Origin of the sequence: Sphingomonas sp. CFBP9019, from assembly GCF_034045155.1 — a bacterium.
Lineage (GTDB): Bacteria > Pseudomonadota > Alphaproteobacteria > Sphingomonadales > Sphingomonadaceae > Sphingomonas > Sphingomonas aerolata.
Map to the genome: position 1 here is coordinate 253,892 of NZ_JAXCWK010000001.1, position 23,993 is coordinate 277,884.

The window sequence follows — 23,993 nt, forward strand, 5'->3', positions numbered from 1 at the left end:
TGTTCGGTAGACGATCAAGTGTTGAAGCTGTCGATCACCGGGGGAACGAATGGATCCGGATGCCGCCTTGTTTGTCGACGTCGTCGCGGCCGGAAGCCTGAGCGGAGCTGCCCGCTTGCGCGGCATCTCTCCGGCGATGGTATCGAAACGGATCGTCCGGCTAGAGACGCGGCTCGGAGTGCGGCTGCTCAATCGTACGACACGGCGGCTCGAGCCGACGGCGCGAGGCGAGCGGTATCACGCGGACATGGTCGCGATCCTTGCCGCGATCCGGGAGGCCGAGGGGCGGGTGGGCGACCGGGCCGCCGGGCCGAGCGGTCCGCTCCGCGTCAGCGCGCCGACGTCGTTCGGGCGCTTGCATATCGCACCTCGGCTCAAGCCCTTTCTCGATGCGCATCCCGACATCGCGCTCGAACTAAATCTGTCAGACGGTTTTTCGGACCTGCTCGGCGAAGGTATCGACCTCGCGATCCGGATCGCGCCGACGGTCGAGCCGGGTTTTGACGCGCACCGGCTGGGCGACAGCCGCCGGGTCCTGTGTGCCGCACCCGCTTATCTCGAAACGGCGCGCATTCCCGACAGCGCGGCGGCGCTGGGTGACCATCGGCTGCTTGCGGCGCGCGGCCAAATGCCGTGGCGGCTGACGGGGCCTGACGGCGATTTCACGATCGATGCCGCGAGCCACGTGCGCACGAATTCGAGCGAGGTCGTGAGAGAATTCGCGCTGTCGGGCGTGGGGATCGCGCTGCGGTCGCTGTGGGATGTCAGCAGCGATCTGGCGGCGGGGCGGCTCGTTCGCGTCCTGCCGGCAATCGAGGGGAGCGCGGATGTCGGGATCTTTGCGCTGCACCCGCGCGGCGCAGTGCCGTCGTCGGTTGTCGCGCTGCTCGACTATTTGCGGACGCTGTGGACACCGTCACCGCCCTGGGCCGGCTGATCAAGCGCGCTGGTCACCGCGTCGATCCGGCGGAGCATCGCCGTGAACGCGGCGACTTCGGCCGGGTCGAACTGTGCAAAGATCCGCGCCTCCAGATCGCGTGCCTTGGGTGCGACCGCAGCGTAAAGCGTGCGCCCGGCATCGCTGAGCATCAACAGGTGCGAGCGACGGTCGCTGGCATTGGCGCGCCGTTCGAGAAGCCCGCGTTCGACCAGCGCAATCGCCGCGCGGCTTACCGTAACCTTGTCCATGCGCGTGCGGTGCCCGATTTCCGCCTGCGTGATGCCGCCGGTTTCGGCGATGACGGCGACCAGCCGCCATTCGGGGATCGAGAGACCGAACAGCGATTCATAGCTGCGCGCGATCGTGTCGCTGACGAGGTTCGACGTGAACGACAGCCGGAACGGGATGAAGTCGTCGAGCAGCAGTGGGCGGTCGGATGAAGCGGTCATGGCCCGGGATAGTATCAGTTGACACGATCTGCGTAAACGCGCAGTTGGTATCCAACGATACTATAAAGCTGTGAGAGGCTGTCGCATCATGGAGCATATGGACGTCAACCCGATGGGGTTGGATGGTTTCGAGTTCTGCGAGTTCACATCGCCCGATCCGGCGGCGATGGGCAAACAGTTCGAGCAATTGGGTTTCGTGCCCGCGTCCCGGCATCCGACCAAGGCAGTGACCCGCTACAAACAGGGTCGCATTAACCTTTTGCTCAACGCTGAACCGACGGGGCAGGCCGCGACGTTCCGCGCCGACCATGGTCCTTCGGCGAACGGCATGGCGTTCCGTGTTGCGGACGCCAAGGCGGCCTTCGACGCTGCGCTGGCACGGGGCGCGAAGGCGGCCGATGCGTCGCTCGGTGCGCTGGGCGACGAGAGCTACGCGCTGGAGGGGATCGGCGGATCGCTGCTCTATCTTGTTGACCGTCATGGCGGCGCTGGCAGCCTGTACGATGCCTGGGATCAAATCCCGGGCGCGGCGGAGGCCGAGGCGGAGAATTCGGTCGGTCTCGATCTGCTCGACCATCTCACGCACAACGTAAAGCGCGGGCAGATGCGGACCTGGTCGACCTTTTACGGTCAGATTTTCGGGTTCGAAGAGCAGAAATATTTCGACATCAAGGGCAAGGCGACGGGCCTGTTCAGCCAGGCGATGATCGCGCCCGATCGCGCGATCCGGATCCCGCTGAACGAGAGCCAGGACGACCACAGCCAGATCGAGGAGTTCATCCGCGATTATAACGGCGAAGGCATCCAGCATCTCGCGCTGACCACCGACGATATCTACACGACCGTCGAGAAACTGCGGGCTCGCGGCGTCCGGCTGCAGGACACGATCGAGACCTATTACGAACTGGTCGACAAGCGTGTGCCGAACCATGGCGAAGATCTCGAGCGGCTGCGGCGCAACCGGATCCTGCTCGACGGCAATGTCGGCGAAGAGGGGCTGCTGCTCCAGATCTTCACCGAACCGCTGTTCGGGCCGATCTTTTTCGAGGTCATCCAGCGCAAGGGCAATGAGGGGTTCGGCAACGGCAACTTTCAGGCGCTGTACGAATCGATCGAACTCGACCAGATCCGGCGTGGGGTGATCACGGTCGACGCGTGACGACGTCATGACGGACATGCAGGGCCAGCCGGGCGACGACAGTGCCGTGAGCGATGCGCCGTCGCCGGTGCGGCTGTTCGCCACGCCGGCCGGTATCGCGCTCGGGTCGATCGAGGCGATCGCACCCGGCCAGTCGAGAGGCTATGTCGTGCAGATGCGCGCGGGGCGGTTCCACGGTTTTGCGGTTCGGCGCGGTGACGGGGTCGTCGGCTATGTCGACCGCTGCCCGCACGCCGGACTGCCACTGGCGCGCGCCCTCGACGACTATCTGAGCCCGAATGGCGACTTGATCGTCTGTGGGTGGCATTCCGCACTGTTCAGAATCGACGATGGCCGCTGCGTCGGCGGCCCCTGCGTGGGTCAAGCGCTTGCGGTCTGGCCGATCACGGTCGTAGACGGCGTGATCACGACGCTCGGCGCGACGGCTGCGGTCCCTGACCCTCGCTGAGCATCGGGCGAGAACGGTAAAGAGAACAGCCCGGCAAGCCACGGGAACAATACGGTAAGGAGAGTTTCGTGACGCCAGATTTCGACTTCGCGCTGGGCGAAGCCGCGGACATGATCCGCGACACGACGCAGCGTTTTGCGAAGGAGAAGATCGCTCCGCTGGCTGCGAAGATCGATGCGGACGACTGGTTTCCCCGCGAGCTCTGGCCGGCAATGGGCGAGCTGGGGCTTCACGGCATCACCGTCGAGGAAGAGTATGGCGGGCTCGGGCTCGGCTATCTCGAGCATGTCGTTGCGGTCGAGGAAGTATCGCGCGCATCGGCGTCGATCGGCTTGAGCTATGGCGCGCATTCCAACTTGTGCGTCAATCAGATCCGCCGCTGGGGCAATGCCGAGCAAAAGGCGAAATATCTGCCCAAGCTGGTGTCGGGCGAGCATGTCGGAAGCCTCGCGATGTCCGAAGCCGGGGCGGGATCCGACGTCGTGTCGATGAAGCTGAAGGCGGTGAAGACTGAGCGCGGCTATGTCCTGAACGGCACCAAGTTCTGGATCACCAACGCGGCCTATGCGGATACGCTCGTCGTCTATGCGAAGACGGGCGAGGGATCGAAGGGGATTACCGCCTTCCTGATCGAGAAGGACATGCCGGGTTTCGCGATCGGGCAGAAAATCGACAAGATGGGCATGCGGGGCTCCCCGACCGCCGAGCTCGTCTTCACCGATTGCCACGTGCCGTTCGACGCGGTGATGGGACCGGAGAATGGCGGCGTCGGTGTGCTGATGTCGGGCCTCGACTATGAACGCGCGGTGCTTGCGGGCATTCAGCTCGGCATCATGCAGGCCTGTCTCGACGTGGTCATCCCCTTTGTCCGTGAACGCAGGCAGTTCGGGACCGCGATCGGGCAGTTCCAGCTGATCCAGGCCAAGATCGCCGACATGTATGTCGCGTTGAGTTCCGCGCGCGCCTATGTCTATGCCGTCGCGCGATCGTGCGATGCGGGCAAGACGACGCGGTTCGACGCGGCGGGCGCGATCCTGCTGGCGAGCGAGAGCGCGGTGAAGGTCTCGCTGGAATCGATCCAGGCTCTGGGTGGCGCTGGCTATACCAAGGACTGGCCGGTCGAGCGTTTCATGCGCGACGCCAAGCTGCTCGACATCGGCGCGGGAACGAACGAGATTCGCCGGATGCTGATCGGACGCGAACTGATCGGTGCCGCACCCAAGGTGATGCAATGAGCGTGCGGATCAGGTCGCTGCGGGGTGAACGGTGAGCGGGCCCGTCCTCGATACGAAGCTGTCGGTCGACGCCGAAACGTTCCAGGCGAATGCGGCGCACAACCGCGCGCTCGCCCAGCGCCTGCGCGACGACGTTGCGCGCGTCGCGCTCGGCGGGGACGCCCGTTCGCGCGACCGGCACGTTGCGCGTGGCAAACTGCTTCCGCGCGACCGGGTCGAGCGCTTGCTCGATCCGGGTTCGCCGTTCCTCGAGATTGGTCAGCTCGTCGCCAATGGCCTGTATGACGACGCGGTCCCCGGCGCGGGAGTGATCGCGGGGATCGGCCGCGTTGCCGGGCGGCAATGCATGATCCTGTGCAACGATGCGACGGTGAAGGGGGGGACCTATTTCCCGCTGACCGTCAAGAAACACCTGCGAGCGCAGGAAATCGCACAGGAAAATCGTCTGCCGTGCATCTATCTCGTTGATAGTGGCGGGGCGAATTTGCCCCATCAGGCGGAAGTGTTTCCCGATCGCGAGCATTTCGGGCGTATCTTCTACAACCAGGCGCAGATGTCGGCGCTGGGGATTCCGCAGATTGCCTGCGTGATGGGAAGCTGCACCGCGGGCGGCGCCTATGTCCCGGCAATGTCCGACGAGACGATCATCGTCCGCGGGCAGGGCACGATCTTCCTTGCCGGGCCGCCGCTGGTCAGGGCGGCGACGGGCGAGGTGATTTCCGCGGAGGACCTCGGTGGAGCGGACACGCATGGACGACGGTCGGGCGTCGTCGATCATGTCGCGGAATCGGACGACCACGCGCTGACGATCGTTCGCGACATCGTCTCGACTTTGCCGCCACAGGTCCCTGTCACGGTGAACCGGCAACCGGCACGCCCGCCGAAATACGACGCTGAGGGGCTTTACGGTGTCGTGCCGTCCGATGTGCGCGCACCCTATGACGTGCACGAGGTGATCGCACGGCTGGTCGATGGCAGCGAATTCCATGCGTTCAAGGCGCTTTATGGTACCTCGCTGGTGTGCGGGTTCGCACATATCCACGGGCTCCCCGTCGCGATCCTCGCCAACAACGGCGTCCTGTTCAGCGAAAGCGCACAGAAGGGCGCGCATTTCATCGAGCTCGCCTGCCAGCGCAAGGTACCGCTGTTGTTCCTCCAGAACATCTCGGGTTTCATGGTCGGCGGGAAGTATGAGGCGGAAGGCATTGCCAAACATGGTGCAAAGCTCGTGACGGCAGTCGCGACCGCGACCGTGCCGAAGATCACGGTGCTGATCGGCGGCAGTTTCGGCGCCGGCAATTACGGCATGTGCGGACGCGCCTATTCGCCACGTTTCCTGTTCAGCTGGCCGAACAGCCGGATCAGCGTGATGGGCGGCGAGCAGGCGGCCTCGGTCCTCGCCACCGTTCACCGCGACGCGGACGACTGGACGGCGGAGGAGGCGGAAGCGTTCAAGGCGCCGGTTCGTCAGAAATATGAGGACGAGGGGAATCCCTGGTACGCGACCGCGCGGCTGTGGGACGACGGGATCATCGATCCTGCGCAGACCCGCGACGTTCTCGGCCTCGCGCTCGCCGCGACGCTCAACGCTCCTATCGCCGAACGCCCCGCGTTCGGTGTGTTCAGGATGTAAGCCGATGATCCTGCTATCGTTTCTGCTGGCCGCGGGTCAGGTCACACCGGTCCAGCCGATCGTCAAGGGCACCGGCTTGCCGCCAGTCGTGGTGACCGAGGAGGCTGGCGTCATGGTGCCGATCGACGCGATGTTCGCTGCGTTGGCCACCCGCGATGGCCAGGCACTGCTCGCACAGGTACGCCCCGAGGGGGGTGCTACGGCAGTGGAAGAAATGGCCGACGGCACGCGCATCATCCGCCGGACCGGCTGGTCCGACTTCGCCGCCCGTCTGAAGCCCGGACCGGAGCGATATGCGGAACGCCTGACGGATCCCGCCGTGGATATCGATGGCGATATCGCGATGGTATGGTCGCCCTATGTCTTCACCATCGACGGCCGGGTCGCGCATTGCGGGACCGACCATTTCGACATGGTGCGCGACGCGGGCCGGTGGAAGATCCTCAACATCACTTGGTCTAAGCGGACCACCGGATGCCCCGCGCAATGATCGAATCACTGCTCATCGCCAATCGTGGCGAGATCGCCTGCCGCATCATCCGCACAGCTCGGGCGTTGGGAATCCGCACGATCGCGGTCTATTCCGATGCCGATGCGGGCGCGCTGCATGTCAGGCACGCGGACGAGGCGGTGCATATCGGTGCGAGCCCGGCGCGCGAGAGCTATCTGGTCGGAGAGCAGATCATCGCCGCCGCGCTCGCCACCGGCGCTGAGGCTATTCATCCGGGGTACGGGTTCCTGTCCGAGAATGCGGACTTCGCGCAGGCCGTGCTTGATGCAGGGATCCTGTGGGTTGGCCCCGATCCCGACAGCATCCGCGCGATGGGGCTGAAGGATGCCGCGAAGCAGCGAATGATGGCGGCCGGGGTCCCGGTGACGCCAGGCTATCTGGGGGAAGACCAGTCGCCTGATAGGCTCCAGCGTGAGGCGGATGCCATCGGCTACCCGGTCCTGATCAAGGCCGTCGCCGGCGGCGGCGGCAAGGGTATGCGCCGCGTCGACGCGTCCGCCGACTTTGCCGACGCGCTCGCGTCGTGCCAGCGCGAAGCTTCCGCATCCTTCGGCAATACCGACGTGCTGATCGAGAAATATATCCTCTCGCCGCGGCATATCGAGGTGCAGGTGTTCGGCGACCGTCAGGGTAACGTTGTCCATCTGTTCGAACGCGACTGTTCGTTGCAGCGCCGGCATCAGAAGGTGATCGAGGAGGCCCCGGCGCCCGGCATGGATGATGCGACGCGCGCGGCGATCTGCGCGGCGGCGGTGCGCGCGGCACAGGCCGTGAACTATATTGGCGCGGGTACGATCGAGTTCATCGCCGATGCGAGCGAAGGCCTGCGCGCCGATCGGATCTGGTTCATGGAAATGAACACCCGGTTGCAGGTCGAGCATCCCGTCACCGAGGAAATCACCGGACAGGATCTGGTCGAATGGCAGCTGCGGATTGCCAGCGGTGAGGCGTTGCCGCTGCAGCAGCATGATCTTGCGATCCGCGGATGGGCGATCGAGGCGCGGCTCTATGCGGAGGATCCCGCCAAGGGTTTCCTGCCGTCGATCGGGCGGCTCGAGGCGTTCGATCTGGGTGATGCGGCGCGGGTCGATACGGGCGTCGAACAGGGGGCGGACATCTCGCCCTATTATGACCCGATGATTGCCAAGGTGATTGCCTGGGGCGACACGCGTGAAGCCGCGCGCGAGACGTTGGCGGAGGCGCTGGACAAGGCGGTCGTCTGGCCGGTCCGGTCGAATGCGGGGTTTCTCGTCCAGGCGCTCGACCATTCGGAATTTGTCGCGGGAACGCTCGATACCGGGCTGATCGCCCGCGAAGGTGCGGCGCTGATGCCCCCGGCGCAGCCCAGCGAGGAAGCGCTGATCGAGGCCGCGCGCACGCTCGTACGCGCCGAGCCGATGGCGGGCTTTCGTCTCAACGCGGCCCCTTTGAAGGCCGCGCGGTTCCTGCTCGACGACGACGCGGTGACGATCGATCTCGACGGTCGCGGCGTCCATGAACCGGTCGATGCCGCCCTCGTTTCCGATGCCGGGCAGACCTGGCAGTTGCGGCCCTGGCGTGCGTCTGGCGCGGCGATGGGGGCGGCAGCGGATGGCGCGATCTTATCACCGATGCCGGGACGGATCATCGCGGTCGACGTGGCTGTCGGGGACCGTGTCGCAAAGGGGCAGAAGCTCGTGACGCTGGAGGCGATGAAGATGGAGCATTCGCTCGTCGCGCCGTTCGACGGGACGGTTGCCGAACTGACCGCGATCGAAGGCGGGCAGGTGAGCGATGGCATGGTGCTCGCGCGTATCGAGAAGGATGACTGATGGCCGGCCGCTATTTCGACCGATGGGTAGTCGGCGACCGGATCGTCCATGAGATCCGCCGCACCGTCACGGAGACGGACAACCTCCTGTTTTCGACGATGACGCACAATCCGCAGCCGCTGCACCTCGACGCGGAGGCGGCGAAGGCGAGCGAATTCGGCCAGATCCTCGTCAACGGCACCTTCACCTTCGCGCTGATGGTCGGCCTGTCGGTGGGGGACACGACGCTCGGGACGCTCGTCGCCAATCTCGGTTACGACAAGCTCGTGCATCCAAAACCCGTCTTTATCGGCGACACGATGCGCGCCGAGACCGAGGTCGCCGAGCTCAAGCCCAGCCGGTCGCGCCCGAACGCCGGGATCGTCACATTCATGCACCAATTGATCAACCAGCGTGACGAGATCGTCTGTCAGTGCCTTCGCTCGGCGCTGCTGCTGCGGACGTCGGCATGAGGTTGCGCTCGCTGCTATTCGTGCCCGCAGACCGGCCCGAGCGTTTTGCGAAGGCCGCAGCGAGCGGGGCCGATGCCATCATCCTCGATCTGGAGGATTCGGTCTCGCTCTCCCGCAAGGCTGTTGCCCGCGAGGCGGTCCGGGCCGCGTTGCAGGACCACACCGACGTCGTGCGGATGGTCCGGATCAATCCCGTCGACTCGGGGTGGCTGGACGACGATATCGCTGCGGCGAGGGGCGCCGATGCGATCATGCTGCCCAAGGCGACCGGACCCGCGACCGTCCTCGCGCTGGTCGAGGCTTATGGCGATGACTGTCCGCCGATCCTGCCGATCGCGACCGAAGTGCCCGCCGCGATCTTCACACTGGGCGAATATGCGCGGGTCAACGGCCGGTTATGCGGCCTGACCTGGGGCGCCGAAGACCTGCCCGCGGCGATCGGCGCGGCGACCAGTCGGGAGGACGACGGGTCCTATACCGAGCCCTATAAGCTCGTACGATCGCTGCTGCTGTTCGGCGCGCATGCGGCGGACGTAGCGGCGATCGAAACGGTCTATCCAGCAATCGCGGACATTGACGGGCTGGCAGCCTATGCCGCGCGCGGCAGCCGCGACGGCTTCACCGGCATGATGGCGATCCACCCGTCGCAGGTCGCCACGATCAACGCCGCGTTCACGCCGGATGCGGCGAGCGTGGCACGTGCGCATGCCGTCGTCGCAGCGTTTGCGGCGGCTCCCGAGGCCGGCGCGCTGCAGCTTGATGGACGGATGATCGATGCGCCGCACCTGCGCCAGGCGCGGGCGATCCTCGCGAGACTCTAGGCCCATTGGCGGCAGGAATTTTCTGCGCTACCGTCGCCCCGCGAAACCGGTGAAGGCCGGGGTCGCAGATCGCGTCGGTGCCCCTCGGGGCTTCAAAGGGAATGCGGTGCGGGAGGCGAGCCTCCTCATGCCGCGGCTGTCCCTGCAACTGTAAGCGGTGAGCGCGGTGCGCATGTTCCTTCGTTATGAGGGGACGACCACTAGGCCTGAGCGTAAGCGCAGGGCCCGGGAAGGTCGCGTACCGGGCGTCGACCCGCGAGCCAGGAGACCTGCCGGCGCTCGGTCGCTCTTGCCATGGTCCAGGGGATGGCCGCGGCACGGTACTCCGTCTGAGCGACGAACCATGCGGCGGGGGCCGCTTCGGTGCGCGTGGCGGGTGCAGTTCGGCGTACACCCCAAGCGTTGCGCCGGCTGTCCGTGGCATCGGACGGCAGGCCCCGGCCGGTCGCTCGCGACGCCGGGAGTATCGTTTCATGACCAGAGTTTTCGTTTCGCTTGCGGCGCTCGCGACCGCCACGGCCTTTGCATCGCCGGGCGCGGCCGAGCCCGATCCGGTTACTGCGGCGACGGGCGAGGCGGCAGCGGGCGGCGCCGAGCTGGTGGTTACCGCATCGCGATCAGGCGACGCTGTTCCCGCCGATCAGCTCGGGGCGTCGGTGACGGTGCTCGACGCCGCTACGCTCAACCAGCGCCAGACCCGGATCGTGTCCGACGTGTTGCGCGACGTCCCTGGACTGGCGGTCAGCCGGACCGGCGCGGTCGGGGGGACGACGCAGGTCCGGATCCGTGGGTCGGAGGGCAATCACTTGCTCGTGCTGATCGACGGGATCGAAGTGTCCGATCCCTATCAGGGCGAATATGATTTCGGCACGCTGATCGCCGACGAGGCGGCACGGGTCGAGGTGCTGCGCGGCCAGCAGTCCGCGCTGTACGGGTCCGATGCGATCGGCGGCGTCGTCCAGTATCTCACGCTCAGCGGCGCGGAGGCCCCGGGTGTATCACTGCGGGCCGAAGGGGGATCGTTCGGCACATTTTCGGGCGGCGCGCGGGTCGCGGGCGTAGCGGGCAATCTCGACTACGCGCTGTCGAGTTCGACCTATCTCACCGACGGCACGCCGACCGCACGGGGCGGATCGCGCGACATCGGCGCGAAGAGCGTCGGCGCGACGGGCAAGCTCAGCTGGTCGCCCACCGACACGCTGAAGGTCACGGGCGTCGGGCGCTACAGCTATACCGATGCCGACAGCAACGACACGGCATTGAGCGGCCCGCAGTTCGGCACGATCGTCGATACGCCAGGCGCGCGCAGCACGGTCGAGGCATATTACGGGCTCGTCCGGGCCGAGTTGGCGCTGGCGGATGGCCGCTGGACGAATGCGCTCAGCGGCCAGTTTGCCGATACGACACGCCGGGCGCTGGTCGACGATGCCTTGAGCTTTGGCAACAAGGGCCGGCGGTACAAGGGATCGTTCGAAAGCGCCTTCCGGTTCGGCACCGATCGCATCCGGCATCGGCTGACCGCCGCAGTCGATGTCGAGCGTGAGGAATTTCAGACGCTTAGCGCGGCTCCTTCGGAGTTCGTCTTTACGGGACGGCGGCATACCGACAATATCGGGATCGTTGGCCAGTATGACGTCGTCGTCGACGATGCGCTCGCGATCGGCGGATCGGTGCGGCGCGACGAGAATAACCGGTTCGATGACACCACCACCTACCGCGCGCAGGCGAGCTATCGTTTTGCGACCGGAACGCGGGTGCGCGGCGCCTACGGTACCGGCGTGAAGAACCCCGGCTACTTCGATCTCTTCGGCTATTCCGACGGTCGTTACATCGGCAATCCGAACCTCAAGCCCGAAAAGTCAAAGGGGTGGGAAGCCGGGGTCGAACAGGCTTTCGGGGGGGATCGTGCGACGATCGGCGCGACCTATTTCGACAGTCGGCTGACGAACGAGATCTTTACCACCTATCCTGCCCCCGACTTCGTCGCGACGCCCGGCAACCGCAATACGCGATCGACGCAGCATGGCGTCGAGGTGTTTGCCACCGCCCAGCCGATTCCGCAGCTGCGCTTCGACCTCGCCTATACCTATCTGAAGGCGCGCGAGGACGGGGGCGTGGAGATCCGGCGCCCCAACCATATCGGCAGCGTCAACATGACTGCGTTCAGCCGCGACGAGAGCGCCTCGGCGACCCTCACCGTCCGGTATAATGGCCGGCAGCAGGACGATGCCTATACCGATCCGAGCTATGTCCCTGTCCGCGTTTCGCTCCAGGAATATGTCCTCGTCAACCTGAACGCGGCGTACAAGCTGACGCCCCGGCTATCGGTCTTCGGTCGGGTCGAAAACCTGTTCGACGAGCGGTACGAGGAGGTGTTCAGCTATGTCGGTCAGGGGCGCGGTGCCTATGCCGGCGTGAAGGCAGCATTCTGATGCGGAGCGAGGCGGAGCACACGGCGCGGATGGCCAAGAAGAAGGTCGTCCAGGACAAGATCGTCGCGGCCAAGACGATCGAGAAGGGCCTGCTGATGGTCCACACCGGACCGGGCAAGGGCAAGACCACCGCGGCGCTCGGCATGGCGGTGCGGATGATGGGGCATGGGCGAAAGGTCGGGATCGTGCAGTTCGTCAAGGGTGCGATGACGACCGGCGAGAAGGTCATCTTTGACGCCTTCCCCGATTTGGTCGAATTCAAGCCGATGGGCGAGGGCTTTACCTGGGATACGCAGGATCGGGCCCGCGATATCGCCGTGGCGCGCGAAGGGTGGCACGAGGTCCGCCGGATGATCCTCGACCCGAGCTATGCGATGGTCATCGCCGACGAGATCAACATCGTCCTGCGCTACGACTATCTGCCACTCGACGAGGTACTTGCGGGATTCGCAGCGCGACCGGCGATGACGCATGTCGTGGCGACGGGGCGCAACGCGCCCGAGGCGTTGATCGCCGCAGCGGATCTCGTCACCGAGATGGGGCTGGTCAAGCATCCGTTCCGGGGCGGGGTCAAGGCCCAGGCCGGCGTCGAGTTCTAACGGCCGCGGCGAGGACTAGCTGGACGCTGCGTGCGCAACTGCGCCGCGAGGCTTTGCGCGGCCAGCACATAGGCGGGACCTCCGCAGACGGTCCACGCCTCGGGGATGCGCAGACGGGGAATCCCGTCGAGAATCGGATGATGCAGCATTTCGGTGCCCTGATCGGTCACGCGGTCGGTGGCGCTCTCAACGACGAGATAGTCCGGGCGTGCCAGCGCCATTTGTTCGAGCGACAGTTGCGAAAGTGCCGGCTTGCCGAGCCGGGTCGCGAGATTGGCCAGCCCGAGACGCTGCATCAGTTCGTCGACGAGCGTGCCGGTACCCGTCAGGAAACCCCGACGCTGATAATAGGCCGCCGTACGACCACCTCCCGGGGCGCGCGGCAATCGTGCGAGCGCGGTGTCCATCCGGCGGATCAGCGTTTCGCCGCGATCGGGGTGCCCGATGGCTGCGGCGACCTGCCGGACTTGCGTCACGATCGCGGCATAGCTGTCCGCGGGGGGCAGATCGAGCGTCGCGACGTTCCGGCCGGCGAGAACGGCCGTGACCGTCTGGCGTCGGAACGGCGATGCGATCACGAGATCGGGGCGGAGCATCAGGACGTCTTCGGCGCTGCCACGGCTGACGGGCATGGTACGCGCGGCGTTGGCGGCAGCGGACATGTTCGGATCGCGCGCGAACCGGGTCAGTGCGACGATCTGCGCGGGGTCGGCCAGCGCCAGAAGATACTGGTCAGCGCACAGGTTGAGCGAAACGATACGCGCCGGCGGTCGAGGCGCTGCCGCCGCAGCAGATGCGCCAGCGGCAGCGATGATCAGGATGGTCAGGAGACGGCGTCCGCGCATGCGCAAAGCCCTGCCGCAGCGGCCGCTTATGCGCTAGGCGGAAAAGGATGCGGTGGGATCTGGCACTATGGAACGCGTGACGCGTGCGCGATTGGTCGGTAGCCTCGCGCTGCTTGCGCTGCTGGCCGGCGCTACGTCGGTCGCGGTGGGGAGTGCGGCCATCCCGCTGGCGCATGTCGTGCGGGCGCTCAGCGGGCAGGGCGATCCGATCGAACGCGCGATCCTGTTCGAACTTCGTCTGCCGCGCGCGATCCTCGGGCTCGCGGTCGGCGCGATGCTGGGGCTTTCGGGTGCTGCGCTGCAGGGGTTCCTGCGCAATCCGCTGGCCGAGCCATCGGTGCTGGGCGCGTCGAACGGGGCATCGCTGGGCGCGGTGATCGCGCTGTATTTCGGGCTGGCGGAGCTTCATCCGGCGATGCTGCCGATCGTGGCGATCGCTGGGGCGTTCGCGGCGCTGGGGTTGCTGTTCGTGCTGGCGGCCGGGTCGCAAAGCGCCTTGTCGCTGATCCTCGCGGGGATTGCGGTTGGAACGCTGGCGGTCGCGGGGGTCAGTCTGGCGCTCAACCTGTCCCCGAACCCGTTTGCGGCGATGGAGATCATGACCTGGTTGCTCGGGTCGCTTGAAGACCGGTCGTTCAGCCATGTCGCGCTGGCGCTGCCCTGTATCGCAATCGGCATGGTGCTGGTCGCCTGGGACGGCCATGCGCTCGACGCGCTGACGCTCGGCGAGGATGGCGCACGCGCGCTCGGCGTCGATCTGCGAAGGACGCGCGTGCGGATGCTGGTCGGGGTGGCGATCGGGGTCGGCGGGGCGGTCGCGGTATCGGGCGCGATCGGGTTCATCGGCCTGATCGTCCCGCATCTCGTCCGGCCGATGACCGATCGCTCGCCATCGGCGATCCTGCTCCCCTCCGCATTGGGCGGTGCTGCATTGCTGACCTTTGCGGACGTGCTGGTACGCGTGATCCCGACGTCGAACGAACTCAAGCTAGGGGTCGTTACTGCGTTTCTCGGCGTGCCGGTGTTCCTCGTGCACCTCATGCGCGAGCGGCGGCTGTGGTAGCCCTTTCCGCGGACCGCCTCAGCGTCCGCCGTGCCGGGCGGGTCGTGGTCGACGATGTCAGCTTCGCGGCAGAGGGTGGTGCGCTCATCGGGATCGTCGGCCCCAATGGGGCGGGCAAATCGACGCTGGTTCAGGCGCTTCTCGGGCTGGTTCCCGCTACGGGGGAGATCCTGCTCGACGGGGTTCCGCTGGCGGAGCGCTCGCGACGCGAGATTGCACGGACGGTCGCGTATCTGCCGCAGGGTCAAAGTCTTCATTGGCCGCTGAGCGTCGAACGTCTCGTCGCGCTGGGCCGGTTGCCCCATCTCGCACCGTTGTCGCGCATTTCTCAGCAGGATCGTGATGCGATTGCCCGTGCGATGGCGGCGGCGGACGTGACCCCGCTTGCGGCGCGTGTCGCGACCGAGATCTCGGGGGGCGAGCGGGCCCGCGTCCTGCTGGCAAGGGCACTCGCGGTCGAGGCGCCGGCGCTGATCGTCGACGAGCCGCTCGCATCGCTCGATCCCGCGCATCAGATCGCGGTCATGGACATCCTGCGGGCGGAGGCCGCGCGCGGCGTCCTGGTGATCGCCGTGCTGCATGATCTGGGCCTCGCCGCACGCTATTGCGATCGTATCCTCGTGCTCGACGCGGGCCGGCTCGTCGCCGACGGTGCGCCTTCGGCGGTGCTGACGCCGGTTCGGCTGCGTGAGACCTATGGCGTTAGGGCGTGGTTCGGATCGATCGAGGGCGTACCGGTCGTGGTACCGCTGACGCGTGACAGCGCGCAGGGCGATTGACCCGGGCCGCTCGCCCGGCCTATCCCTCTGGCCGCGACAGGTTCCCCGGCGACGGGGATGAAAAGGGAACGGGAGAACCCCGGCTGCCCCTGCAACTGTAAGCGGCGAGCCATCGTGCCAACATGCCATTGGGATCCCGGTCCCGAGAAGGCGGCGCGAAGGGCTGTGACCCGTGAGCCAGGAGACCTGCCCGTCGCAGTCGTCTTTCGTCCGGCCAGGGTGCGCCGAGCGGACGGGGGTAAACCCGCACGACGACATAACCAGCCTGTGGCCTGTGCCGCGGGCGCGTATGTCATGGGGTTTCAATGCCGAATATACTGGTTCCCGCCGAAGACGGTGCGGCCGTCGTCGCCTGCAGCACCTGCCGCGTGTCCACCGATGCGAAGGACGATGCCGAGGGCATGCGGGGCGGTGCGAGACTCGTCGCGGCGTTGCAGGCGGTCCAGGCGAGTGATCCGCGCTATGCCGGGATTGCGGTCCAGGCGATGCCGTGCCTGTTCGCCTGCCAGGACTTCTGCACCATCCACGTCCGCGGGCCCGCGAAGATCGGCTATGTGCTGGGGCGCTTTACCCCGGATGAAGAGGCTGCGCGCGCGATTCTCGATTATGCCGTGCTGCATGCGGAGAGTGCGGAGGGGCAGGTGCCGTTTCGGCAGTGGCCGGCCGGGATCAAGGGGCATTTCATCACCCGGACGCCCCCCGCCGGCTATGTCGCGCAGTGACGCTGTTCCCGACGGTCGCGGCGTTCGAGGCGGCGCTGGAGGCCCTTCCCGTGGCAGACGAAGCCGCGCGAGGGGCCGCATCGCTGCGGCAAACACAGTTGACCAAGCCGCCCGGATCGCTCGGCCGACTTGAAGACCTCGCGGTCTTCATGGCGGGCTGGCAGGGGCGCGAGCGGCCGCGGTTCGAGCGTGCGCGGGCGGCGATTTTCGCCGGAAATCACGGCGTTGCGGTGCACGGGGTGAGCGCTTTCCCGGTCTCCGTGACCGCACAGATGGTCGAGAATTTCCGTCGTGGGGGCGCGGCGATCAATGCGCTGGCGGATGCCGTCGGGCTCGAACTCGTCATCGCTGACATCGATCTGGAAACCCCCACGGCGGATTTCACGACGGGGCCGGCGATGGACGAAGCCGCGTGTCTCGCCGCACTCAACATCGGTGCCGACGTCGTCGTGCCTGGGCTCGACATACTCGTCGTGGGTGAGATGGGGATCGGGAATTCTACGTCGGCCGCAGCCCTGTGTCTGCGCAGTTACGGCGGAACCGCCGCCGACTGGGTTGGCCCGGGGACGGGGGTTGATGTGGCGGGAATCGCGCGGAAAATCGCGGTCGTCGAGGCGGGGATTGCGCGGCATGCTGATTTCCCGCGTACGCCGTTCGAGACGTTGCGGCGGGTGGGGGGGCGTGAAATCGTCGCGATCGCTGGCGCGGTGGTGGCGGCGCGGCTGGCGGGGGTGCCGGTGATGCTGGACGGATTCATTTCGTCGGCGGCGATCGCACCGATCGCGGCGGCGTATCCTAGCATTACAGAGCATTGCATTGCCGGGCATTGTTCGGCCGAGCCGGGGCATGAGCGATTGCTTCAAGCGCTGAAACTCGAGCCTTTACTGAGACTTGGGATGCGGCTGGGGGAGGGAAGCGGGGCGGCGGTTGCGGTGGGAGTGATCCGGTCGGCGTTGGCGGCGCATGACGGGATGGCGACGTTTGCCGAGGCGGGGGTGTCGGTGGCGTGAGTGGGGCGTTCCTGCTTCACCTGTTGCGGCATGGCGCGCCTGAACTGACCGGGCGGATGCTGGGGCGGACCGATAGTCCGGTTACGGCGGAGGGTTTGGCGGCCTGTGTGGCGCGGGTAAAATCACTGTATTTCAAGCAGATCGTCTGTTCTGATCTCATGCGATCGCAGGCTATTGCGGATGCGATCGGGCGGGAGCGGGGGCTGGCTCCAACGACCGATGCGCGGTGGCGGGAGCTGGATTTCGGGGCTTGGGACGGGCTGGCTGCGGCGGAGATCGACGCTGCGGCGTTGCAGCGGTTCTGGGACGATCCGGATGCTGCACCGCCACCGGGTGGGGAACGGTGGAGCAATCTGGTCGCAAGAATTACTGATGCGATAGAAGAACTTACACCCGAAACCTCACTGATCGTGACACATGGCGGGGCGATCCGTGCGGCGTTGAAATCACTGTGCGGGTTCGGGTTGCGCGAGCTCTGGGCGTTCGATTTGCCTTATGCGGCGCTGATTAGTTTGCGGATCTGGCCGGACCGGACGGCGCAAATCGTGGCGCTGCAGACGGATCCGGCTTCGTGAAGCGGCTGATCGTCGCCTTCGGCTTCCTGACGCGCGTGCCGATGCCGCAAGTCACTGCGGACGCTGAGGATTTTGCCGCCGCGATTCGGTGGTACCCGGTCGTCGGGGCGTGCATCGGGGTGGTCGTCGCGGGAGCGGGGTGGGTCGGCGCACAGGTCGATCCATGGACCGGTGCGCTCGCCGCGCTGGCAATTTGGGTAGCGATTACAGGGGCTTTGCACCTGGATGGGCTGGCGGATCTGGCAGACGGGCTGGGTGCCGCGCATGGCAATCGCGACAGGCTGATCGCGGTCATGGCCGATCCGCATATCGGCAGCTTCGGCGTTGTGATGATCGCGCTGCAACTCATTGCAAAGCTTGTATTATTGCATGCTGTTTCGAGTCAGGGATGGGCAGTCGTGATCCTCGTCCCGATGCTCGCGCGGATCGGGCCGTTGTGCTGGGCGCGGTGGGTGCCGCTTCTGCGGGAGGGCGGGCTGGGAGGGATGGTGGCAGGGAAGATCAGGGTGCACGATCTGGTCTTTTGGGGGTGCGTAACAGGGTGTTTAGGGGGGCCTGTGCATGCCGTTGCAGGGGCCCCTGCACTGATCGCGCTATTCGGCTGGTGGCTCATCCGGCGGGTCGGGGGCGTATCGGGGGATTGCCACGGCGCGGGGATCGAATTCGTCGAGACCGGGATGCTAGTCGCGCTCGCCATTGCCGGTCGCGTCTGACCCCGCGAGCTTCGACAATGCGATCAGCGCGTCGATATCGAGACGGCGTTCGAGCGTTTCCGCAATCGCATCGAGCGCAGCGTCGATCGACGCCGCATGGTCGGGGCCGACCGCGTCGACCCCGAGCCGGCTGAGCCAGGCGCGACGCTGATCCGCGAGGCCGAGCAGGCCGTGGACATAGCTGCCGGAGACGAGCCCGTCGGGACTGACCGCACCGTCGCGGCGACCATCGTCGCGGGTCGTGAGCGCGCGCGCGGTGTCGGGGCCGCTGGTCTCGCCGATATGGATCTCATAGCCGTCGAACCGTGCGCCGATCGCGGTGCCGGCGACGCGTTCGAGCGTCTTGGCGGGGGACAGGATCGTCGTGACATCGAGCAGGCCGAGCCCGGGGGCGATACCGGCGGGACCCTCCAGCCCGTCCGGATCGGCGATGCTGCGGCCGAGCATCTGATAGCCGCCGCAAAGCCCGAGCACCGGGCGGCCGCGGCGGCGGTGCGCATGGATGTCGATGTCCCAGCCCTGCGCGCGGAGAAAGGCGAGGTCGGGGATCGTCGCCTTGGAGCCGGCGAGGATGATCATGTCGGCGTCGGGGATCGGTTCGCCGGGCGGGACCATGACCAACGTGACACCGGGGTCGAGCCGGAGCGGATCGAGATCGTCGAAATTGGCGATGCGCGGGGTGATCGGACAGGCGATGACGACCTGGCCGTCCTGCCGACCGTGACCGGGGCGGCGTTCGAGCACGACCGCGTCCTCGCTCGGCAGGCGGGCGGCCTCGGGGAGCCAGGGGATGACGCCATAGCCGCGCCAGCCCGACCGCGCCTCGATCGCGCGATAGCCGTCGTCGAACAGCGCGGGGTCGCCGCGGAACTTGTTGACGAGGAAGCCGTGGATCATCGCGGCGTCGGCGGGATCGATCACCGCGCGCGTGCCGACGAGCGAGGCGATGACGCCGCCCCGGTCGATGTCGCCGATCAGGATGACGGGGACGCCCGCGGCGCGCGCAAAGCCCATGTTGGCGATGTCGGCGGCGCGCAGGTTGATCTCGGCGGGGCTGCCCGCGCCCTCGACGACGACGATGTCCGCCTGCGCACGGAGCCGGTGATAGCTGGCGAGCACGTCGTCCATCAGCCCCGCGCGCCCCTCGCGCCAGCGGCTCGCGCGGAGGATGCCGCGGACCTTGCCGTGGACGACGAGCTGCGAACTGCGGTCGCCTTGCGGCTTGAGCAGGACGGGGTTCATGTCGGTGGTCGCAGCGGTGCGTGCGGCGATCGCCTGGGTCGCCTGGGCGCGGCCGATCTCGCCGCCATCGGCGGTGACGGCGGCGTTGTTCGACATGTTCTGCGGCTTGAAGGGGCGCACGGAGAGGCCACGATTGGCGAGCGCGCGACAGAGGCCGGCGACGAGCACCGACTTGCCGACGTCCGAGCCGGTGCCCTGAAGCATCACCGCACCCACAGCAGCGCCCCCGTGACGAGCCAGAGCAGCAGGCAGGCGCGGCGATAGACCTGCAGCGCGCGGGCGATGTCGGCGGCGGTGGCGGCGGCACGACCGCTGCCGATCCAGGGCTTCAGCTGGGTGACGCCGTCATAGCTGACCGGGCCGGCGAGGCGGAGGTCGAGCACGCCCGCCATCGCCGCTTCGGGCCAGCCGGCATTGGGCGAGGCGTGCTTGCGCGCGTCGCGCCGCATCACGTGCCAGCCACCGGGGCCGGCGAGGCACAGCGAGGCGCCGCTGATCCGCGCGGGGATCCAGTTGGCGAGATCGTCGATCCGTGCGGACGCCCAGCCGAACGCGCGCCAACGTGGCTCGCGGTGGCCGATCAGGCTGTCGGCGGTGTTGATCGCCTTGTAGATCCAGAGCCCGGGAAGCCCGCCGATAAGCAGCCAGAAGAGCGGCGCGACGATGCCGTCGCAGAAGCTTTCGGCGAGGCTTTCGATTCCGGCGCGGGCGATGCCGGCGGAGTCGAGCCGGTCGGTGTCGCGACCGACGATCCGGCCGACCGCGATCCGAGCGCCCTGAACGTCGCCCTTGCCGAGCGCGGCGGCGATCGGCGCGACGTGATCGTTGAGGCTCCTCTGCGCGAGACCGGGGGCGGCGAGGAGGCCGATGCCGAGCCAGGCATAGCCGCCGAGATAGGTCGCGAGCAGCCAGGTCGCGCCCCAGGCGATCCCGCCCGTCACCGCGAGCGTGATCGCGAGCGTCGCGACCCCGGCGATGCGGCGCGTCGCGTCGGGCCATGAGGGACGGTTGAGCGCTTTTTCGAGCGAACCGATGATCGCGGCGATCGCGCCGACGGGGTGGCCGACCCGACGGTAGAGCCGTTCCGGCCAGCCGATCCCGGCGTCGAGTGCGAGGGCGATGAGCGCGACGGGATCAGCCATGCGCGAGCGCCGCGTCGAGACGCGCCAGTGCGGCCGCGTCGGCGGGGACGCCGAGACGCAGCCAGCGGGGGTCATAGGTGAAGGGTCGGGTCAGGATGCCCGCCATATTCAGGCGCTCGAACAGGGGCTTGGCGTCGTCTGTTGCGATGAGGCGGAAGAGCGGGCAGGCGCCCGTCGCGGTGAGTCCGTGGCGGAGGAGCATCGCGTCGAGCGCGGTCGCACGGGTGACGAGCTGTGCGCGGGTGGTCTCGATCCAGGCTCGGTCGGCATAGGCGGCTGTGCCGATCGCGAGCGCGGTGGCGGAGATCGGCCAGCTGCCCAGACGGTCGCGGACCCGCGCGACGATGCCGGGCGGTGCGATCATGAAGCCGAGCCTCACGCCGGCGAGTCCGAAGAACTTCCCGAATGATCGGAACAGGATGACTGGATCTTCTGCGGACAGGTGCGAGGCCAGGCCGGCGTCGGGGAGCATGTCGGCGAAGGCCTCGTCGACGACCAGCCAGCCTGCATTCTCGCCGAGCGCGTTGATCACTGGCCGAAGCGCATCCGGACTGACCAGCCGGCCGTCTGGGTTGTTCGGGTTGGCGAGCAGGATGGTGCCGCCGTGTGTCGCTTCGTCGGTCAGGCTGTCGATCGAGATACGCGCGGGGAAGGCCGCTTCGTGCGTCGCGTAGCTGGGGCCGACATGGCGGGCGGGGGCGGGCAGGCCGAGCGCGCCGAGCAGGCGCAGGCCGATTTCGGTGCCGGGCAGCGCGACGACGCGCGCGGGGTCGGCGCCGAAATGGCGCGCGGCGGCGGCCTCGAGCGTGGCGAGTGCGGCGGGCGAGGGGAGGCTGCGCAGGTCGACCGCGAGATCGGCGGGCGGCTCCCACGCGCAGGGGTTGATCCCGGTCGACAGGTCGAGCCAGGGACGCGGCGCGTGCGGGTACAGCGCCTGCGCGCTGTCGATCCGGCCGCCATGTTCCATCAGCGCGTGCACATGCGTCCCCTGCGCCGGCAATGCCGCGGCGTTGCTGCTGGCCTTCGCCATTCGCCGGGGATAGCGCAAGAGGCGATGGAGGAGACGGTCGTGCAGGGGTTTGGAAAGACGGTGCTGGTCACCGGCGGTGCGCGCTCGGGCAAGAGCCGCCATGCGCAGGCTTTAGCAGAGGCGGCAGGTGGCCACACGCTGGTCTATATCGCGACCGCGCAGGCCTTCGACGGCGAGATGACCGAGCGGATCGCGCGGCATCGCTCGGAACGGGACGAACGGTGGCGGACGGTCGAGGCGCCGCTCGCGCTGGCGGCGGCGATCGTCGAGGCGGATGCGCCGGACGGGGTGATACTGGTCGACTGCCTGACCTTGTGGGCGTCGAACCTGATGCTGACGGAGGCCGATGCGGATACCGCGATCGCCGCGCTGCTGGACGCGATCGGTCGCATCGAGGGGCGGCTGGTGCTGGTCACCAACGAGGTCGGGATGGGGATCGTGCCCGACAATGCGATGGCGCGGCGGTTCCGCGATCTGGCCGGGATGCTCAACCAGCGGGTCGCGGCTGCGGTCGAGACGGTCGATCTCGCGGTGTCCGGGCTGACGATCCGGATGAAGGGATAGGGTGCCCCTCCCCGATATGGGGAGGGGCGGTTAGCGTCAGAACGAGACGCGGGCGCCGAGCGAGGTGACGATCGCGCTGGCGTCGCGGAGCGCGCCGTTGGTGCGGATGATGCTGCCCGCGACCAAGGTGGCGCGGTCGATCGTCGTGTTCTCGAAGTCGACATATTGCGCCGCGGCGTCGACCGCGATGCGCGGCGTCACCTGGTAGGAGGCACCGGCGGCATAGGTCCAGCGATCGGCGTCGGGAACGCGCGCGTCGCGCTGGCCGTCCTGGGTCGGCGTCTTGGTGCGCTGGACACCGCCACGCACGGTCAGCTTGGGCGTGACGTCATAGTCGAAGCCGCCCGCGAGGCTCCAGCTGTCGCGGTAGTTCTCCGGGATCGCCGTGTTGAGCGGTGCGCCGAGATCGATCGTGTCGAACTTGCTCCAGTTGAACGCGATGACCTGGGCGTTGAGCGTCAGCTGGTCGGTGGCGCGGACGCGGCCCGCGACGATGACCTGGCCGGGGGTGTTGAACTCCGCGGTCGCGCCCGAGACTTCGGTATTGCCGCCGGCGAGCGGGCCGAGCAGGCCGGTGACGACGAGGTCGCCCTTCAGCTTGTGACGGATGCTCGACTTGTAGGTGACGCCGACGGTGGCGAAGTCGTTGTGGAGCTGGACGCCCGCGGTCCAGCCGAGATCCCAGCCGTCGCCGCTCAGTTCCTGGCGGCCGTCAGGCTGTGCTGCGGACACGTTGGGCAGCGCGTTGCTGAGGATCGCGTCGGTATATTCGACGTTGAGCGCACCGCCGACGCGGAGCCAGTCGGTCAGCTCGACGCCGATCGAGGGCTGGATGTCGATCGTGCGCAGGCGGGTCTTGTCCGCGCTGTAGCGGGCCCAGCTGTCGGCGTCATAGTTGGTCGTGAAGCTGAACGGCGAGGTGACGACGAGGCCGACCGCGATCCGGTCGGTCAGCGGATAGGCGACCGCACCCGAGGGGACGACGCCCTTGTTGACCGGGTCGCTCGAGTTCGACTGGCCGCTGATCGCGGTGCAGGGCTGGCCGCCCGGGCGGCAGATCTGCGATCCGGTGTCGACCACGTCGCCGCGCGGGATGATCGCGCTGGCGCTGAGCGTCGCGCTGCCGTCGCGGATGCCGGCGATCGCGGCGGGGTTCCACCAGAGCGACGCGGCGCCGGTATCGGCGGCCTCGCCCGAGAATGCACGGCCCGCGCCACGCGCCGACTGCGCCTGGAGATAGAAGGCGTCGGCATAGGCGGTGCTGGCGAACCCGAAAGCGGAGACGAGCGCGGTCACGGCCAGCAACGGGGCCTTGGTACGAAACGACATTTACAAAATTCCTGAACGCTAACTTTTGGGGAGATGAAAGGGACCTAGGATCAGCGGACGCGCGTCCAGGTCTGGGTCTTGCAGAGCGGGAAGAAGACGCAGCCGCGCAGCTTCAACTGGTTCGCGCCGACCGGGGTGATCTTGCCGCTATAGGTCTTGCCGTCCTCGGCATTGTAGACCTGGCCGCTGCTCCAGACGCCGTCCTTGTCGGACTTGAAGCCGCTGAGCATCTGCATGCCCTGGATCGGGCGGCTGCGCAGCGCGGTGTTACTGTTGTTGGCGTCCTTCATCGACGGGTTGGCGCGCAGCGCGTCGGAGGTCAGGATCTTGCCGCAGATCGAGGGGCCGCAGCGCGCGATCTCGACGATGGCGTTGTGCGTCTCGGTCCGCCAGCGGCCGACCACGGTGTCGGCGGTCGCGGGCGCGCCGGCGAGCAGCGCGGCGATCATCATCAGGGACATCGTCTATCCTCTCCTAAGGTTCCGGGGT

The 23,993-nt window shown here is 67.3% G+C and carries 25 protein-coding genes and 2 riboswitches; of the genes, 18 read left to right on the forward strand and 7 right to left on the reverse strand.

Going from position 1 to position 23,993, the window contains the following annotated elements; translation table 11 throughout:
- Positions 1–49: 49 nt before the first annotated feature.
- Complete coding sequence (locus SOM18_RS01030) at positions 50–937, forward strand: LysR family transcriptional regulator (RefSeq protein ID WP_031439070.1); 888 nt, start codon at positions 50–52, stop codon at positions 935–937.
- Here SOM18_RS01030 and SOM18_RS01035 read toward each other — a convergent pair.
- Complete coding sequence (locus tag SOM18_RS01035) at positions 892–1,389, reverse strand: MarR family winged helix-turn-helix transcriptional regulator (RefSeq protein ID WP_031439069.1); 498 nt, start codon at positions 1,387–1,389, stop codon at positions 892–894. The two genes, SOM18_RS01030 and SOM18_RS01035, sit on opposite strands and share 46 nt — an antisense overlap.
- Before the next feature lie 88 nt (positions 1,390–1,477).
- Between SOM18_RS01035 and hppD the strand changes: the two genes are divergently transcribed.
- From hppD to cobO, 10 genes are all read left to right on the forward strand, one after another.
- Entirely contained in the window at positions 1,478–2,548 is a 1,071-nt protein-coding gene (gene hppD, locus SOM18_RS01040) for a 4-hydroxyphenylpyruvate dioxygenase (protein WP_031439068.1), read from the forward strand.
- 16 nt (positions 2,549–2,564) lie between these two features.
- Positions 2,565–2,996 carry a Rieske (2Fe-2S) protein gene (locus SOM18_RS01045; RefSeq protein ID WP_128082097.1) on the forward strand — a complete coding sequence of 144 codons (432 nt, stop codon included), beginning with the start codon at positions 2,565–2,567 and terminating at the stop codon, positions 2,994–2,996.
- Positions 2,997–3,064: 68 nt separating this feature from the next.
- Positions 3,065–4,231 carry an isovaleryl-CoA dehydrogenase gene (locus SOM18_RS01050; RefSeq protein WP_031439066.1) on the forward strand — a complete coding sequence of 389 codons (1,167 nt, stop codon included), beginning with the start codon at positions 3,065–3,067 and terminating at the stop codon, positions 4,229–4,231.
- Between the two features lie 31 nt (positions 4,232–4,262).
- Positions 4,263–5,864: a carboxyl transferase domain-containing protein gene (locus SOM18_RS01055; protein WP_031439065.1), complete on the forward strand. Its 1,602-nt coding sequence runs from the start codon at positions 4,263–4,265 to the stop codon at positions 5,862–5,864.
- 4 nt (positions 5,865–5,868) lie between these two features.
- Entirely contained in the window at positions 5,869–6,354 is a 486-nt protein-coding gene (locus SOM18_RS01060; RefSeq protein WP_031439064.1) for a nuclear transport factor 2 family protein, read from the forward strand.
- Complete coding sequence (locus SOM18_RS01065) at positions 6,351–8,186, forward strand: acetyl/propionyl/methylcrotonyl-CoA carboxylase subunit alpha (protein ID WP_031439063.1); 1,836 nt, start codon at positions 6,351–6,353, stop codon at positions 8,184–8,186. Before SOM18_RS01060 ends, SOM18_RS01065 begins: the two co-directional genes overlap by 4 nt.
- Positions 8,186–8,638 carry a MaoC family dehydratase gene (locus SOM18_RS01070; protein WP_031439062.1) on the forward strand — a complete coding sequence of 151 codons (453 nt, stop codon included), beginning with the start codon at positions 8,186–8,188 and terminating at the stop codon, positions 8,636–8,638. The genes SOM18_RS01065 and SOM18_RS01070 overlap by 1 nt, the downstream gene beginning before the upstream one ends.
- Entirely contained in the window at positions 8,635–9,459 is an 825-nt protein-coding gene (locus SOM18_RS01075; protein WP_031439061.1) for an HpcH/HpaI aldolase/citrate lyase family protein, read from the forward strand. Before SOM18_RS01070 ends, SOM18_RS01075 begins: the two co-directional genes overlap by 4 nt.
- Positions 9,460–9,517: 58 nt before the next feature.
- A riboswitch (cobalamin riboswitch) is annotated at positions 9,518–9,750 on the forward strand.
- Between the two features lie 182 nt (positions 9,751–9,932).
- On the forward strand, positions 9,933–11,891 hold the full coding sequence (locus SOM18_RS01080) for a TonB-dependent receptor plug domain-containing protein (RefSeq protein ID WP_031439060.1): 1,959 nt from the start codon (positions 9,933–9,935) through the stop codon (positions 11,889–11,891).
- Positions 11,891–12,490, forward strand: a complete 600-nt coding sequence (gene cobO / locus SOM18_RS01085; protein ID WP_166747964.1) for a cob(I)yrinic acid a,c-diamide adenosyltransferase — start codon at positions 11,891–11,893, stop codon at positions 12,488–12,490. Before SOM18_RS01080 ends, cobO begins: the two co-directional genes overlap by 1 nt.
- On the opposite strand, the gene SOM18_RS01090 is transcribed toward cobO, so the two are convergent.
- On the reverse strand, positions 12,487–13,335 hold the full coding sequence (locus SOM18_RS01090; RefSeq protein ID WP_031439058.1) for an ABC transporter substrate-binding protein: 849 nt from the start codon (positions 13,333–13,335) through the stop codon (positions 12,487–12,489). The genes cobO and SOM18_RS01090 overlap by 4 nt on opposite strands.
- A gap of 67 nt (positions 13,336–13,402) precedes the next feature.
- Between SOM18_RS01090 and SOM18_RS01095 the strand changes: the two genes are divergently transcribed.
- The 6 genes from SOM18_RS01095 (at position 13,403) to cobS (ending at position 18,197) form a co-directional block, all read left to right on the forward strand.
- Positions 13,403–14,398, forward strand: a complete 996-nt coding sequence (locus SOM18_RS01095; protein ID WP_031439057.1) for a FecCD family ABC transporter permease — start codon at positions 13,403–13,405, stop codon at positions 14,396–14,398.
- Positions 14,392–15,177: an ABC transporter ATP-binding protein gene (locus SOM18_RS01100; RefSeq protein WP_031439056.1), complete on the forward strand. Its 786-nt coding sequence runs from the start codon at positions 14,392–14,394 to the stop codon at positions 15,175–15,177. Before SOM18_RS01095 ends, SOM18_RS01100 begins: the two co-directional genes overlap by 7 nt.
- 21 nt (positions 15,178–15,198) lie before the next feature.
- Positions 15,199–15,385, forward strand: a riboswitch (cobalamin riboswitch).
- 106 nt (positions 15,386–15,491) lie between these two features.
- Positions 15,492–15,899, forward strand: coding sequence for a DUF1636 domain-containing protein (locus tag SOM18_RS01105; protein WP_031439055.1), 408 nt, complete (start codon positions 15,492–15,494; stop codon positions 15,897–15,899).
- Positions 15,896–16,909, forward strand: coding sequence for a nicotinate-nucleotide--dimethylbenzimidazole phosphoribosyltransferase (gene cobT / locus SOM18_RS01110; protein ID WP_031439054.1), 1,014 nt, complete (start codon positions 15,896–15,898; stop codon positions 16,907–16,909). The genes SOM18_RS01105 and cobT overlap by 4 nt, the downstream gene beginning before the upstream one ends.
- Entirely contained in the window at positions 16,906–17,484 is a 579-nt protein-coding gene (locus SOM18_RS01115; protein ID WP_031439053.1) for a histidine phosphatase family protein, read from the forward strand. Before cobT ends, SOM18_RS01115 begins: the two co-directional genes overlap by 4 nt.
- Positions 17,481–18,197 carry an adenosylcobinamide-GDP ribazoletransferase gene (gene cobS, locus SOM18_RS01120; protein ID WP_031439052.1) on the forward strand — a complete coding sequence of 239 codons (717 nt, stop codon included), beginning with the start codon at positions 17,481–17,483 and terminating at the stop codon, positions 18,195–18,197. The genes SOM18_RS01115 and cobS overlap by 4 nt, the downstream gene beginning before the upstream one ends.
- Here the strand turns inward: cobS and SOM18_RS01125 are convergent.
- The 3 genes from SOM18_RS01125 to SOM18_RS01135 are packed head-to-tail and all read right to left on the reverse strand — an operon-like array spanning position 18,165 to position 21,548.
- The gene (locus SOM18_RS01125) at positions 18,165–19,655 is read right to left on the reverse strand and encodes a cobyric acid synthase (protein WP_320481165.1); all 1,491 of its coding nucleotides are present in this window, start codon (positions 19,653–19,655) and stop codon (positions 18,165–18,167) included. The genes cobS and SOM18_RS01125 overlap by 33 nt on opposite strands.
- Positions 19,643–20,581, reverse strand: a complete 939-nt coding sequence (gene cbiB, locus SOM18_RS01130; RefSeq protein ID WP_320481166.1) for an adenosylcobinamide-phosphate synthase CbiB — start codon at positions 20,579–20,581, stop codon at positions 19,643–19,645. Before cbiB ends, SOM18_RS01125 begins: the two co-directional genes overlap by 13 nt.
- Positions 20,574–21,548: an aminotransferase class I/II-fold pyridoxal phosphate-dependent enzyme gene (locus SOM18_RS01135; RefSeq protein WP_320481322.1), complete on the reverse strand. Its 975-nt coding sequence runs from the start codon at positions 21,546–21,548 to the stop codon at positions 20,574–20,576. Before SOM18_RS01135 ends, cbiB begins: the two co-directional genes overlap by 8 nt.
- Before the next feature lie 87 nt (positions 21,549–21,635).
- Here SOM18_RS01135 and cobU point away from each other — a divergent pair, with 87 nt between their 5' ends.
- Positions 21,636–22,175, forward strand: a complete 540-nt coding sequence (gene cobU / locus SOM18_RS01140) for a bifunctional adenosylcobinamide kinase/adenosylcobinamide-phosphate guanylyltransferase (RefSeq protein ID WP_200874034.1) — start codon at positions 21,636–21,638, stop codon at positions 22,173–22,175.
- A gap of 36 nt (positions 22,176–22,211) precedes the next feature.
- On the opposite strand, the gene SOM18_RS01145 is transcribed toward cobU, so the two are convergent.
- A complete protein-coding gene (locus SOM18_RS01145; RefSeq protein ID WP_320481167.1) occupies positions 22,212–23,504 on the reverse strand; it encodes an OmpP1/FadL family transporter in 1,293 nt (430 codons plus the stop codon).
- 50 nt (positions 23,505–23,554) lie between these two features.
- Complete coding sequence (locus SOM18_RS01150; RefSeq protein ID WP_031395134.1) at positions 23,555–23,965, reverse strand: DUF2147 domain-containing protein; 411 nt, start codon at positions 23,963–23,965, stop codon at positions 23,555–23,557.
- Positions 23,966–23,993 lie beyond the last annotated feature (28 nt).